This window comes from Mycolicibacterium litorale (genome assembly GCF_010731695.1).
Classification (GTDB): Bacteria; Actinomycetota; Actinomycetes; order Mycobacteriales; family Mycobacteriaceae; genus Mycobacterium; species Mycobacterium litorale.
The window spans coordinates 3,451,720-3,464,834 of sequence record NZ_AP022586.1; the positions used below are offsets into that span (position 1 = coordinate 3,451,720).

Genomic DNA, 13,115 nt, shown 5'->3' on the forward strand with positions numbered 1-13,115 from the left:
CCCCTAGTCCAGGACGATGAACTCGGTAGCGGGAAGAAGAGCGCGGAAAGGTCTCTGGCACAGCCGCACACCGACCTGAGTGCTGGTCGCCGAGGCGGCGAGCATGCCTGCCGTCAGGTGACCGCCGTCGATGACCGGGTCGGGCAGCCCCTGCCACGACCAGTCAACCGGTCGGCGGCCGGCATTTGCGCCGCGGACATCGCTGCTCTTGTCGTCGAGACCGAACCGCGGCTCGCGAGTGTTCTCGAGCAGCGAGACATACCACCGATGGGCGTCGCCATCGGGCGGCTCGAGCAGCCTGCTCGGGGCGATGTCGAGAATGCTGTAGTTGACGTCGTCGTCGATGTGGCCGCGGTCGATCTCCGCGGCCTCTTCGGTGCCCTCGAAACCGCCGCCGACGCGTCTGCCGCGTACCGCGCTCACGATCGTGGTCGGGTAGCGCCGCAACAGGTCTCCCTTGATGACGACTACCGTCAGATCCTGAGGGAGGGTGCCACCGGCGTGATTGTCGCCGAGGGACGTCCACGCGGCCAGCGGTTTGACATCGGGCTGCGGCAGGTCCCAGAACCGGCGGAAACAGGTGCCCCGCACGTCGGTGGGGTAACCGCGCCACGTCAGCTCCCGCATGATCTCGTGGTTCGCCCCGGCGAGGAAAGCCTCGATGAATCGAGCGTTGATCCCGAACACCGACACCGAATTGGGGGCGAGTCCGCCCACGCCGCCGAGTAGCCAGTCCTTGTCCACGACGGCCAGCCGTTTGACCAACGGTTGGGTGAACTTCGGCGCCGCACGCAGCGGGTGGAAGAACGACTTGCCCATCCGCACGACGTCGTCGCTGACCACCGTGTGGGCGTAGGCCAGCAGGTCGCGGTAGGTCTGCCGTGGGTCCAGTGCGGTGACCGCAGTTTGCGTGGCGGTCGCGTCGAACGCTGCGAAACGCGGGGGTTTCGCTGTGGTGGAGCGTTTTCGGGCTCGCAGATCGACAGCCGCGCGGAACGCCGCCACGTCGCCGTCGGACAACTGTCCGAGTCGCGCCGGCGCGCTCGACCGGGTGATGCCCAACTCGGCGAGCACGCTGATGCGTATCGCCTCGGCAGCTCCCAGCGCGGCGGCATTCGTGGGTTCGCTGATCGTGGTGGACAGCAATGTGCCCGGGGCCGAGCGCAGAGCCGGACCCAGCGCCAGACGGACATCTTCGGACGCGAGACTCAGTTGGACTCCGGCGGGAACAGGCAGTTCCTCGCGGTGTACTGCCGCGATCTGACGGACCGGCATTGTCATGCGTGCGGGCGCCCGCACCGCATCCGGAACCCCGTCGACCCGCTGCGCATCGATGACCACGTCGGGATGCCTGCGCGCCAGCTTGGGCAGACGCTTGCCCAGCGCCTTCCTCAGCAACCCGGGGTCGGCCCCTTCCCTGAGCACTTTCGTGTCGATGCGTTGCTCGCGCCGGATCACCTCGTGCACAGGACGGTTGACGGTCTCGTGCACGACGAGCCGCTTGGCCCAATCCTGGTCGCCGATCTGCTCGGTGATTCGCGGCCCGATCCGCACAGCCACGTCATCGTGAACAGACATGTCATCGCCGTCATCGGGTTCGACCAATCGGTCGGCAATGGTCGCCGTGATGGCCGAGACGTTCTCGAGCACGGCAAGCCTGCCGATCAGAGCATCTGACCCGAGTACCGTGCGCACCGCATCGAGGTCCACGCGCGGCTCGTGGGTCAGCCGCTGCGGAATCACCGTGGCAGAACCGGACGCGAGAGCGGTCACGATCGCCGCGCTGATAGTGGTCGGCGAGACCCTGGCATCGTGCAGTTCCGCAACAGCACTCGACGCGACCGCAGCGCGGCGCGCCCGGGCTGCGGCCCTGACCATCGACGGACCCAAAGCCTCCAATGGCAGCGTCGTAGTCTGTAGCTCTGCGTGCAGGGTGCGTCCGGGGTGGACGGCGATACGGCCGAAGCTACTGGAGGTGAACCGCAGTCTGATGTCGTCGGGAGCCGCGGCCAGCTTGGTGTGCAGCGTCTGAAGCGCGCTGGCCATCAGCGCGGCGATCCTGATGCGCCGGTTGGCATCCTCGAGATCTGCGAGCTGCTGCCAGGCCTCCGCCATCAGCGACTCCTGGTCGTGAGCGACGACGCGGGCGCCCAGTCCGGCAGCCATGCGCTGATAGGGGTCGGCATTGAGTTGTGTCACCCAGTGGTGAGTGTCCGAGACGTCCAGCGAACCCGCACCTGCGGCCCACTGCCCGTACAGCGGCGGCCCGACTACCGGTTCTGCCGCCTCGGCGGTGGCAACGAGGTCGACCAGTTCTTTCAGGCGGCTCTGCAGCCGGGTTGCGCGATCCGTGGGGGCGGCCTGGTCAGGGGCGAAGGGGCTCAGCGGTGGTTCTCCGGCCTGCCGATCGACCCTCGCGATTGCGGTCGGGACGCGCTCCACTCCCGGTGCGAAGTCGGGCTCCGGTTCTCCCTGGCCCTCTGGCCGCTCTTGCATCAGCGAGGCCCGGGCCTCGACGGCGACCCGTCGTTCGCCGAGCCCGGCGGCGGACGGCACCTTGCGCAGCTTGCGCGCCAGCGACTCGAAATCCCCTGCGGGACCGGTGGTGAAGCTCCAGTGGTCGTAGGCGGGCAGCTGTAGTCCGTCACCAGGACTCCAGAACGCATAACCCGGCGGATTCAACGCGGCGAAGCCTTTGCCCCCCGGTTCCCAGAACCGGTCATCGGGATGGGCGGGCACGTCGACGCCGAGGCCCGCCAACCGCCCCAGCTCGAAGGTGGGCACCAGGGCCGCGATGTAGTCGGTGTTGGGCGCCAACTTCGTCGGGCAGATGATGCGCGATCGCACCCCGGAGGCCTGCGGGTCGGCAGTGACGACAGCCCGCCCGTCGACGTCTCCCGCCACCTGGACGTGGGCGAACGCCCACGCCTGCGCGGGAGAACTCAGCGCAGTGCCGTCGAGCACGCGGAGCACTGGCCCGCGCGGACCGGACTGGATCCGGCCCTGCCGATGCGCACCCTTGCTCCGGACGACCACCAGCATCAACCACGGGTCGAATCTCCCGTCGCGTGCGCCACCGCTGAACAGCCACGGAAGATCGGCGTGCCCGAATTCGATGAGCGCGAGGAAGTTCGGCTCGTGCCGGCCGTCGCCCGGCACCGGGCTCCGTCGCACGATCTGCAGCGCATTGATGCCTTCGCAGTCGGCAGGACCGAGCAGCGTGACACCCGCTGCGGTCAGAGTCCCGTCGAGTGGCGTCGGTCCCTGATGGCCGCCCAGCTGTAGTGCGGGCGTCACAGTGCGCCTGCCATCACAGCGAACCTCCCCGGTCGGTGCGGCGGCAGCGCCACGGCGAGACCAGGAAAGCAGGGTCAGGGACTCGGTCACGGCACCGCCACCTCCCACGCACGACTGATCTGGAGGTCTGCGGGTCCCCCTGTGCGGACCAGGGATTCAGCGATTCCGGGGTTCCGCGTCATCGCCGCGATCGCGGTCGTGTCCTGGCCCAGGCGCGCGGCCAAGATGTCCGTCGCGGCGTTCAGCCCTTCGACGTGGGTGACGACGCCGATGGCGGGGTCGCGCAACGCGATCAGGGTCTCGGGCGGTGATGTGAACGCCGCGGCCGCCGCGCTGGTGGGCAACGTCACCACGGCGAGGGCCTGCCACGCGTTGGCGGAGATGATGCGGGTTTCCGGGTCGAGGGTGATCTGGTCGGCGTCACCTACGACAGGGCTGCAGTCAACCGTGAAACCTCCGGTCAATTCGGCGTAGCCGGCCGAAGCCAGCCTGGCGTTGTCATCCATATCGAGGTACTGCGCCGGTGGGAATTGAGCGGTACACGGAGCGATCCGGCCGACCTGAGCAACGATGGTCAGTCGCGTCGGCGCGGCCAGGGGCACGAAATCCATGCGTGTGAGCTCCACATCCAGCGGCACGGCGTTTTGGACGAACGTCAACTCAGCGAGCGGATGGACCGCCGATTCCCGATCGCTTCCCGGGCGCAATCGGACCAGCGCCGGTACTGCGGCGTTGGCGGCCGACCAGTTCTCGGTGCGCATCAGCTCGTCTCGCAGAACAGTGACGGGGTTCCGAGCCGGCGGTAGCGCCTGGGTCGATCGCTGCCCCCACGTGAGTTCCGGGATGTCGACGCTGACGCCGAACCCGAGAACCTCGACCCGGGCGTGGCCGCGGATTCGCCAGGGCGACGTTCCGCTCAGATGCCCGCGCAATGTGACCGACGCGACGTCGAAGTCGGCGCACTCGACGCTGACACAGGCTGCGAAATCGGCCTGAAACCCGAATGGTTGCAACATGATGAGCGCGTCGAAGCTGAAGTTCCCGTGGATGCCGAACCCGTCGATTCCCGCAGTGAGTTCGGCACGCGCACCGAACTGCAGCGAGCTGGTGGTGATCGCCAGGTAGGCCTCGAGGCGGGCGCGTAACAACGGTCCTGGTGAGATCTCGGTCCCGAGGCGACGCATGCCCGCCATCCCGTCGGGCGGGGCGAACGCAGGATGGAAGCCGCCCGCGGACATCACGAACAGGCCGCTTGGGCCGCCGGCGATGCGCAACGCCATGTCTCCCTGCACCGGCATTCCGGCGATGTGTGAGTCCATCAGCGAGGCAGCGATGTTCAGGCCGTCGGAGGTGATGGTGCCGAGTACGGCGGCCTGCAGGTGTATCAACGCCGCCCCGTCGAAGGGCAGGGTCATCGCGACCTTACCCACGATCACCACACCGTCGGTGGTGATGAGTACGCCTATGGCCGCGGCCACCAATGTGGGTGTGCCGAAACCGAGTTTGAGCATCGGGCCGACGACCATCGACCCGGTTTCCTCCGGAAAGAACCCACTCAGGGCGGGCAGTAGCCGGTCAGCTTCGGCGGCGGCGTCGCGGGGGAACATCAAGGCTCCGAGGGCGCCGGAGCCGAGCCCTTCTCGTAATGCCTCGATGTCGGGACGGCGGTTGATGCCGATGATGCCGCCGACGCCAAGTAGCGTGAATCCGAAGGACAACTGGATCGGCACGGCGAATTCGGCGGCCAGCAACACGAGCAGAGAGAAGTCGTCGCTCGACAGGATCGCGAAGCCGTTGACGCTGACCGGCCCCAGGTCGGCGGTCAAGGCGCCGCGGTACTCGTCGCCGACCACGGCCAGATACCCGCCGCCCTCGACGCCGGGGATGTTGAGCTCGACACCGGCACCGCTGACCGTGGGTTCGTCGAGCTCCGCGGCGAATCCGAACCGGCCTTCGGCGTCGGCCAGGGAGAGGCGGAGTGCGGCGCGGACTCCGGTGACGCGCACCTTCAGCCCAGGGAGGTCGGCACCAAGGTCGGCGGTGATGGCCACCTCGAGCGCGCTGTCGCGTCCGTCGGGTCGGCCGGCGAGATCCATCGACACGTCGACGTTGTCACCCATCTCAGCTCTCCTAGGCCAGTGATCGTTGCTCGAAGGCGAACTGCGGTGTTTCCCCTTGCGCCAGTGAGATTCTCGGAGATACGCCCTGATGGATGTCGGCGACCGACAGGAGCGGCGAGTCACCGATCAGCTCCGCCGGTTTGAGGTGCGCTTCGATGCCCTCCTGCATGTTCCGGGCGGGGACGATCTGCAGGCTGAACGTGTACAGCGGCGAGCTGGAGGCGAAGGTAGCTGACAACCGGATCGCGCCCGCGGCGAACCCGGCGATCGGGGAAGAGGGCAGATCGGGCAGGGCCCAGGTGATCTCCGCGGTCAGCGCCAGCTCGCCCTCCGGCAATTGCGCACCCGATCCGAAGGCCCACTCCCAGTTCATTTCGTGAGGACCGGGTGCCTTCATGACGACCCTCAAGGGTGCGGCTTCGTCAGCGGGCAGACTGAATTCGGTGAATGCGGGTTCGACGTGTACCTGCACTCCGCGCTTGGTGGTTGCGCCCTGCTCATCGTTCCTGTCAGTGATACCGAGACCCACGACCATCTCCGCCGCGCCGCCGGGGTCGCGCGCATAACCCAGCGTCAGCATCCGCGACCAGCCGGGAGGATGCGTGGCGCCGACGCTGAGGTGGTCGGGATCAAGTTTGTGAATCTCCAGCAGGATGGCGGCCAGCAGGCTCCACCAGTCGGGAGGGTCAACGCTGTCGTGGAGGGCACTCAGGACATCCGCGGGCAGTTCCTTGGCGTTGCGCAGGCTGTCACCGAGTTCATCGGCGAGCCGGTCGAACGCCTGGCCGAGTCCATTCGGCGCATCGGCTGCCGCCTCGGCGGCGGATCGAATCAGCTCCCCGAGGACCGGAATGACATTGTCGGGCGTGGCCGTCGGCATGCATCGCTCCTGACGCAGGTAGAGACTGTCGCGACCATGAAATCCGACGTGGGCTGGGAATGCGCGAGTAGTGAACTACCTGACTTGCCGGTGCCTACGGGCATACAAGATAGAGGCCGTTGCGCACTACCTGTTTTCGGCCGGGATGAGCCGATGTTGCCCCCATAATCGGGCATGGCGGAAAGTAATACGCTCAAGAACGTCAGCATCGTCGTGGGAATTGTCGCGACGCTTGTCACCACCATCATCGCCGTGTTCCAGTTCTTGGATCGCGACGGCTCCGGCGGGGCGACGTCATCTTCCACGGACGATGTCACGTCGATGGTCGACGCGAACGCTGGTTGTGGGATCGCCGCGCCGGCGGAGATCACGCTGTCGTCCGGGCAGGCCTCCCGAGGCGAGCAGGTCACGGTGTACGGATCCTGTTTTCAGCCGGACGAGCGTGTGACGATCAGGGTGCACGCCACTGAGGTGGGTTCGGCGACAGCGGATTCCGAGGGCGGATTCACCCAAACCATCACCATTCCCGACTCGGCGCCCCCGTCAGGCTTCCCGACCGACATCAGCGCGACCGGCCGCTCGTCGGTGAAGACCGGTACGGCACCGTTCGAAACCGGCTGATGCGCAAGTAGGGTAGTGCTCTACGCATGTGGGGATTCCGTTGGCTTCCGTACGTTTCGAATCGCCGGCATTCGCCGACGCGAAGACAGAAACGATGGAGGAAACGATGAGTTATCCGGCTCGCGCGATGAGCAAGACCGAGGCATTCGCCGAACTGCAGGCGCTTGTCGATGAGGGCACACTGTTGTTCGAGGGGCAATCCGACGAGCACCACGTGAACCTCGACGGGCTCAACCCCTACACCGGTGAGAAGCAGGCCGGAAATGTCGCCGGCGTCGTCATCCGCTACGGCGAATCAGCCGCTGCACCCGACTACCTCGATCCGCGCAATGCACTGGCGTTGGTGCGGCTCTGCCAGTACCTGTCCAGTGAGTTCGGCGTGACCGACCTGTTTCATCTGGGCATCAGCGGGGACGCGTCGGGTGGCCGTACCGACTGCCACGGTCAGGGACGGGCGGTCGACTTCGCCGGGGCGGCACGCCGTGTCGGCGACGACACCGACTTTCACCTCACGGTGCTCAACGACTGGGGCAATGCATCAACCGCCTACACGCCCGACGGAAACTGGCCCGACGGCACTGGGAGCGCAGTGACGTTCCGCCTCGACGGCGAAGGAACGTTCGCCGAGTCGTTCTTCCGCAGCGTGTACGACTTCATCGCCGGTCAGTGGCAGGACCGCTCCGCGGACCCCGACGGCGAGGATGCGGCCACGTCGATCGGTGAAGGGAGCTTCATCATGAGCCCCGACCATCCTGCGACCGCACCCGGCACTCCGCATGGGCGTGAAGCGCACAAGGACCATCTGCACACGCAGATCGGGAAAACCGGCCACGAGTAACGCTTGTCGCAAGAGGCTGCGTTGTTGCGCTGCATCTCGACTCGCGCACGACTCTTGACGCGCGACGTAGGGTGCGATTCATGCACGTCGACGTGATGACCACCCCGCAGCCTCTGCAGGCGATCGGCGGCCTGGCACGCCGCTGCCGGGATGCGGGATTCGACGGCCTGCTGTTCACCGAGACCGGGAGAACCGCCTACCTGAACGCCGCGGTCGCTGCCCAGGCGGCGCCGGGCCTGGAGTTGTCGACCGGCGTGGCGGTGGCGTTTCCGCGCAGCCCCTTCGTGACCGCGGCGACGGCGTGGGAGTTGCAGGAGGCGACGAACGGCAAGTTCCGCCTCGGGCTCGGCACTCAGGTCCGCACGCATGTGGTGCGGCGCTACGGCATGGACTTCGAGCATCCGGGCCCGCGCCTGCGGGACTACGTCCTGGCGGTGAAGGCGTGCTTCCGGGCGTTCCGGACCGGCAAGCTCGACCATCGCGGGGACTTCTACAGTCTCGACTTCATCACGCCCCAGTGGAGCGCCGGCCCGATCGACGCACCGGATCCCCACGTCGACATCGCCGCGGTCAATCCGTGGATGCTGCGGATGGCCGGTGAGGTGGCTGACGGCATCCACGTGCACCCCCTGGGCGAACCGGGATACATCGCGCGGCATGTGTTGCCGAATCGCGCTGAGGGAGCGGCGAAGTCGGGCCGCTCGCCGGAGGACGTCGCGGTGATCGTGCCGGTGATGACGATCGTCGGAGACACCGACGAAGAGCGGCAGCGTGAGCGCGACCTGGTGCGGGCGAGCATGAGCTTCTACGGCAGCACGCCGAACTACGCGTTCATCTGGGACGAGGCCGGCTTCGAGGGGACGACGGCCCGGATCCGGGAGAAACAGAAGGCCGGTGACTTCGCGGGGATGGCCGCCCAGATCACCGACGAGCACCTCGCCACGTTCGCGACCGAGACCACCTGGGACGGCCTGGCCGACGCGCTCACCGAGAAGTACGGCCAGACAGCCACCCGGATCGTGCTCTACAACGCGATCGCCGACCCTGAGCGGTTCGAACGTTACGGTGCTGTGGCCCAACGTCTCTCGGCCGGGCACTGATCACCCGTCGCTCGCATTGACTCTGCGCACACGGCGGTGAAGCACGCGAGGCGAAGGCCCTCAGCGCGGAGTCAACTGCGGTCGAGCAGCGCTTTCAGCTCCGGCTCGAAGCGGTTGGCCACGTCCCAGAGGTCGTCGACCAACTGCGGGCACGAGATGATGCCCACGTTCATCTTTCCGCCCTGCGACATCACGGTGATGTTCAGACCCGAACCGTGAAAGATCGGGCCGAGCGGATACAGCGCGGTGACCTCGGCGCCACAGGTGTACAACGTGCCCGGTGGGCCGGCGACGTTGGAGATCACCGCGTTGTGGATCGCCGTGTGGGTCAGCGGTGTGCGCGACATCAGCTTCAGCAGCCAGCCGAACGCTCCACGGGAGATGATCTCGGCCAGGTCCACCAGCAGCGTCGGCCCGAGCGATGAACTGTGTTCCTTGGCATGCGAATTCGACTCGGCGATGGCCAGCAGCCGTTCCAGCGGATCGTCGACGTCGGTGTGCAGGTTGCAGAACATGCCCGAGAGTTGGTTGCGGCCGGGACGATCGGACTTGTCGCGCACCGAGGCCGGCACCACCGCGATCAGCGGACTGTCCGGCAGCTCGGCACGATCGGCCAGGAATCCGCGCAGCGCCCCCGCGCACAGGGCCATCACCACGTCGTTGACCTTGACGTCGAACCGGTTCTTCACCTGTTTCACGTCGTCCAGGTCGAGCTGCGCCAGCGCGATGTTGCGCTCCGACGTGAGCTCGGCGTTGAAGCGCGTGGTCGGTGCGGCGAACGGTGCTGCCATGGCCGTCCCGCTGACCGCACGGTTGACGGTCTTGACGATCGTCGACGTCGCCTCGGGGATCACCCGGGTCAACTGCCACGGTCGGGTCAGGAACCGCAGCAGACCGTCGGCGGCGATCGCCCAGGGCGCGGCGTCGCCGGGGCCTTCGACGGGATCGGGAGGCGGGGCGTCGGGCTCGGGGTCACACAGCTGGTTGAGCAGGTTGGCCGCCGATACGCCGTCCACCGCGGCGTGGTGCAGCTTCAGCATCAACGCGAGCGGTCCGCCGTCCTGTGGGCCGGTGTCGGCCAGACCCTCGATCACCCACATCTCCCACAGCGGCTTGCTGCGGTCGAGGGGAACCGCCGCGATGTGCGCACAGACGTCGGCAAGCTCGCGGCGTCCGCCGGGCGACGGGACGCTGATCCGCTTGAGGTGACGGGACAGGTCGAACGCCCGGTCCTCCACCCAAACCGGATGGTCCAGGTTGAGCTGGCTGTCGGCGAGCTTCGCGCGCAACTCCGGCAGCGCGCTCATGCGCGCCGCCAGTTCGCTGCTGAAGCGCTCGAAGGTGTAGCCGCCCGGGACCGTCGACGTGTCCAACTCGACGATCGAGCACACGTGAAGCGGCACCGCGGACGACTCGCTGTACAACAGGCCCGCGTCCAGCCCGCTCAACCGCTCCATTCGCCTCCAATACCCCGGCTGACCGACCCGTCAAACCGCGGGGAGCTCGTTCCGAAAGCAAAACGACCTCAGCGTCGGTGAAGTGGCAAACTTTCCGCGAGCTCGTCGAACAACGCTTGATTGAGGGCGAACGCGACCTTGACCTCGTCGACCGTGCGGCCGATCTCTTCCCCGTTCAGTCCGAGTCCGTCGAGGCGGGCGCGGTAGGCGTCCTTGTACGGCTTGACCCGCACCGGGAAGTCGTAGAACGCCAGACCCGCTCCCCTCAACCCGAACTCGCGGTCGAGGATCTTGCCCATCGCCTGCCCGCCCGACAGGTCACCGAGGTAGCGGGTGTAGTGGTGGGCGACGAGCGCCGGGCCCCATGTGATGCCTGTCAGGCGCTCGCGGTATGCCTGCGCCGCAGGCGAATCCACCTCACGAGCGATCCCGGGCGCCCAGTGATCGAGGTCCGCGTCGATCGCCGGGAGCCGCTCGAGCACCGGGTCGTAGACGGCGGCCACCACCGGGTCGTCGCGGCGGGCGCGCACCGCGTCTTCGAGTGCGCCGTAGACGATGCGCAACCGCAGCAGGTAGTCGACATATCCCGACGCGGCGACCCGGCCGTTGAGCAGTTCGGTGAGGAACGGGGACTGCTCGGCCGCGTCGTGCTCGGCGGCGGAGCCCTCCTTCATCGCGACGGACAGTGACACGCTCACCTCCAGGTCGTTGCGGTCAGGCCAGCACGGTGGGACGGAAGAGGTCGAACAGGCGTTGCTCCCAGCCGTCGGCGACCTCACCGGTGCGGGCCCGTTCGGCGATGTGGGCGCCGACCACCGCGTCGATGAGCGTCGCCGGATCGACGTCGGCGCGGATCGACCCGTCGGCCTTGCCGGCGTCGATCGTCGACTCCAGTTCCGCCCGCTGGTCGACGAGGATCTGACGGAAGACCGCGGCGAACTCCGGGTCGGCGTCGGTGAGCAGCGCCGCGAAACCGCCGTAGCCGATGCCGTCCTCCACCGTCTCGACGGCGTGTTCGATCAGCCACCGAAGCCGGTCGTCCCCGGTTGCCTGCGCCGCAAGCGGTTCCGGCGCGGTGAGTCGTGACAGCGCACCGGAGAGCATCTCGCGCCGGTCGCGGTGGCGCCGGTAGATCGTGGTCTTCGCGATGCCCGAACGAGCGGCCACCGCCTCGACCGTCACGGACCGAGGCCCGCCCGTCCGCAGTAACTCCAGGGTGGCGTCCGCGATGCCGATGTCGACGTTGCGCCGCTGAACCATGCGCGCCTCCCCTTCACCGCGGATTACCTGCGGACGAGGAAACGCTACACTAGCCGTAGCGCTACGATACGCGTAGCGTAGTGTTCGATAGAGAGGTGCAGACATGACGAGGAAAGTGCGAGGGGACTCGATCACCTATGCCGGGTACCTGGGCTTCCTGGTGGGGTTCATCGGGTTGGGCCTGTTCGTCTACGCATTGGCCGTGGGCAGCGCGGTCGCGGGCGTCATCGGCGCCATCCTGGTGGTCACCGACATCGCGACCGTCGCGTTGTTCCGCGCCGGCGCCCGCAGGCGCGCGGAAGAGAACGACAGCGGCATCGAGATCCCCGGGGTGAACATCTTCGCGACGCCGCTCGAGCGCGACGAGATCGACCGGTACCTGATGCAGTATCGCGGAGTGCAGCGCAGCGATGACGACGAGCAGTCCGGCGCCCGCCTCGTGAGCATCCCCGCCGGGGCACCGTCGCGGCGGGAGGAGAACCGCCTGGCCGCTTGATCACACAACAGCGAAAGTCGCGGCCTGGCGGAGACGCAGGCGGACGTCAAGGACGCGCTCGACGACACGGCCCGGTGACCTTTCGGTGAATGCGCCGCGGGTCGGTGCACGGAGCCCTACATTGTCAGCGAACGGCCAGCGCTTCGCCGACGGGACGGGAGTCCAGCGCAGTGAATCCCAGCATCAGAAGGACGCTGCGGCTGGCGGGGATGCGCCCCGTTCCGCGCTGGCCGGCCCGCACGACATTCGATCTGCGCGGTAAACGAATCCTGTTGACCGGCGCATCCTCTGGGATCGGAGCGGTCGCCGCGCAGAAGCTCGCCGCCCAAGGCGCATTCGTCATCGCGGTGGCGCGGCGCGAAGCGCTGCTGGACGAGGTGGTCGAGCGGATCGTCGCGGCGGGCGGCAAGGCTACGGCGGTGCGCGCGAACCTCGCCGACCTCGACGAGATCGACGCGTTGGTGGAAAAGGTTGGCGCCGTTGACGTTCTGATCAACAACGCGGCCCGGTCGATCCGCCGACCGCTGGCCGAATCGCTGGGGCGGTGGCACGACGTGGAGCGGGTCATCCAGCTCAACTACTACGCCCCGCTGCGCCTCATTCGGGGTGTGGCACCCGGGATGATAGAACGCGGCGACGGCCACATCATCAACGTCGCAACGTGGCGGGTGCTGCCGGAATCCTCGCCGATGTTCGCGGCGTACAACGCCTCGAAGGCCGCGTTGAGCGCGGTGAGTCGCGTCATCGACACCGAGTGGGGGCAGGCGGGCGTGCACTCCACGACCGTGTACTACCCGTTGGTGGCGACGCCGATGATCGCGCCGACGCAGGCCTACAGCGGGGTCGCCGCGCTCAGCGCCGACGAGGCGGCGGACTGGATGGTCACCGCCGCCCGCACCCGGCCGATCCGCATCGCCCCGCGCAAGGCCCTCGCGTTGCGCGCACTCGACGTCGTCGCGCCGCGCGCACTCAACAACCTCCTCGAACGCGAAACCAACCGGATGAATGCGAACGCACGCACAGTCGTTGCGGCCCCAGAGGGTTGA

General features: G+C 67.5%; 11 protein-coding genes. 5 read left to right on the plus strand and 6 right to left on the minus strand.

Features of this window, described 5'->3' with window-relative positions; genetic code table 11:
• Positions 1–3: 3 nt before the first annotated feature.
• The 3 genes from G6N30_RS16420 to G6N30_RS16430 form a co-directional block, all read right to left on the minus strand.
• A complete protein-coding gene (locus G6N30_RS16420; protein WP_134054541.1) occupies positions 4–3,297 on the minus strand; it encodes a hypothetical protein in 3,294 nt (1,097 codons plus the stop codon).
• An 86-nt stretch (positions 3,298–3,383) separates the two neighbouring features.
• Complete coding sequence (locus tag G6N30_RS16425) at positions 3,384–5,417, minus strand: DUF6603 domain-containing protein (protein WP_134054543.1); 2,034 nt, start codon at positions 5,415–5,417, stop codon at positions 3,384–3,386.
• A gap of 10 nt (positions 5,418–5,427) precedes the next feature.
• Entirely contained in the window at positions 5,428–6,297 is an 870-nt protein-coding gene (locus G6N30_RS16430; protein WP_134054545.1) for a hypothetical protein, read from the minus strand.
• Positions 6,298–6,510: 213 nt separating this feature from the next.
• On the opposite strand from G6N30_RS16430, the gene G6N30_RS16435 reads away from it, so the two are divergent.
• The 3 genes from G6N30_RS16435 to G6N30_RS16445 all read left to right on the plus strand — a co-directional run bounded on the left by G6N30_RS16435 (position 6,511) and on the right by G6N30_RS16445 (position 8,856).
• Positions 6,511–6,918, plus strand: coding sequence for a hypothetical protein (locus G6N30_RS16435; protein ID WP_163687627.1), 408 nt, complete (start codon positions 6,511–6,513; stop codon positions 6,916–6,918).
• A gap of 106 nt (positions 6,919–7,024) precedes the next feature.
• On the plus strand, positions 7,025–7,756 hold the full coding sequence (locus G6N30_RS16440) for a hypothetical protein (RefSeq protein WP_134054549.1): 732 nt from the start codon (positions 7,025–7,027) through the stop codon (positions 7,754–7,756).
• A gap of 80 nt (positions 7,757–7,836) precedes the next feature.
• Positions 7,837–8,856 (plus strand): TIGR03617 family F420-dependent LLM class oxidoreductase, encoded by a 1,020-nt coding sequence (locus G6N30_RS16445; RefSeq protein WP_134054551.1) that lies wholly within the window; start codon positions 7,837–7,839, stop codon positions 8,854–8,856.
• Between the two features lie 71 nt (positions 8,857–8,927).
• Here the strand turns inward: G6N30_RS16445 and G6N30_RS16450 are convergent, their stop codons facing one another.
• The 3 genes from G6N30_RS16450 to G6N30_RS16460 all read right to left on the minus strand — a co-directional run bounded on the left by G6N30_RS16450 (position 8,928) and on the right by G6N30_RS16460 (position 11,573).
• Complete coding sequence (locus G6N30_RS16450; RefSeq protein WP_134054553.1) at positions 8,928–10,313, minus strand: WS/DGAT/MGAT family O-acyltransferase; 1,386 nt, start codon at positions 10,311–10,313, stop codon at positions 8,928–8,930.
• A gap of 68 nt (positions 10,314–10,381) precedes the next feature.
• Complete coding sequence (locus G6N30_RS16455) at positions 10,382–10,987, minus strand: biliverdin-producing heme oxygenase (protein WP_134055357.1); 606 nt, start codon at positions 10,985–10,987, stop codon at positions 10,382–10,384.
• A 40-nt stretch (positions 10,988–11,027) separates the two neighbouring features.
• The gene (locus G6N30_RS16460) at positions 11,028–11,573 is read right to left on the minus strand and encodes a TetR/AcrR family transcriptional regulator (RefSeq protein ID WP_134054555.1); all 546 of its coding nucleotides are present in this window, start codon (positions 11,571–11,573) and stop codon (positions 11,028–11,030) included.
• 103 nt (positions 11,574–11,676) lie between these two features.
• On the opposite strand from G6N30_RS16460, the gene G6N30_RS16465 reads away from it, so the two are divergent.
• Together G6N30_RS16465 and G6N30_RS16470 are read left to right on the plus strand one after the other, a co-directional pair.
• Positions 11,677–12,069: a hypothetical protein gene (locus G6N30_RS16465; protein ID WP_134054557.1), complete on the plus strand. Its 393-nt coding sequence runs from the start codon at positions 11,677–11,679 to the stop codon at positions 12,067–12,069.
• A gap of 209 nt (positions 12,070–12,278) precedes the next feature.
• Positions 12,279–13,115: an SDR family oxidoreductase gene (locus G6N30_RS16470; protein WP_234880189.1), complete on the plus strand. Its 837-nt coding sequence runs from the start codon at positions 12,279–12,281 to the stop codon at positions 13,113–13,115.